The 281-nt window shown below is 68.0% G+C and carries 1 pseudogene; it reads left to right on the top strand.

The window, feature by feature from the left end:
* Positions 1-281: pseudogene (locus ACKX14_RS15660) on the top strand (hypothetical protein); the annotation flags it as partial.

Raw genomic sequence — 281 nt, 5'->3', positions numbered from 1 at the left:
GCCACCTCGCAGTGGGTGCTGGGCGACTTCGACGGTGCACGCTTCGAGCATGCCGGCATCAGCTCGCGGTTCTTCACCCGCGACGGCGGATACTTCGTCGAGACCGATGGCGCCGACGGCCGCGTGCAGGAATTCCGCATCGCCTGGACCTTCGGCTGGCAGCCGCTGCAGCAATACCTGGTGGAGTTCCCCGATGGACGGCTGCAGGCGCTGGGCATCGCCTGGGACAGCCGCGATGCCGCCGTGGGCGGCCAGAGGTGGTTCCACCTCTATCCGGATGA

Source organism: Thermorhabdus hydrogeniformans (genome assembly GCF_049310025.1).
Taxonomy (GTDB): Bacteria; Bacillota; Thermosediminibacteria; order Thermosediminibacterales; family Tepidanaerobacteraceae; genus JBJYKD01.
Note: the sequence above shows the minus strand (reverse complement) of the source record. Positions and strands in the feature narration are given on the sequence as shown.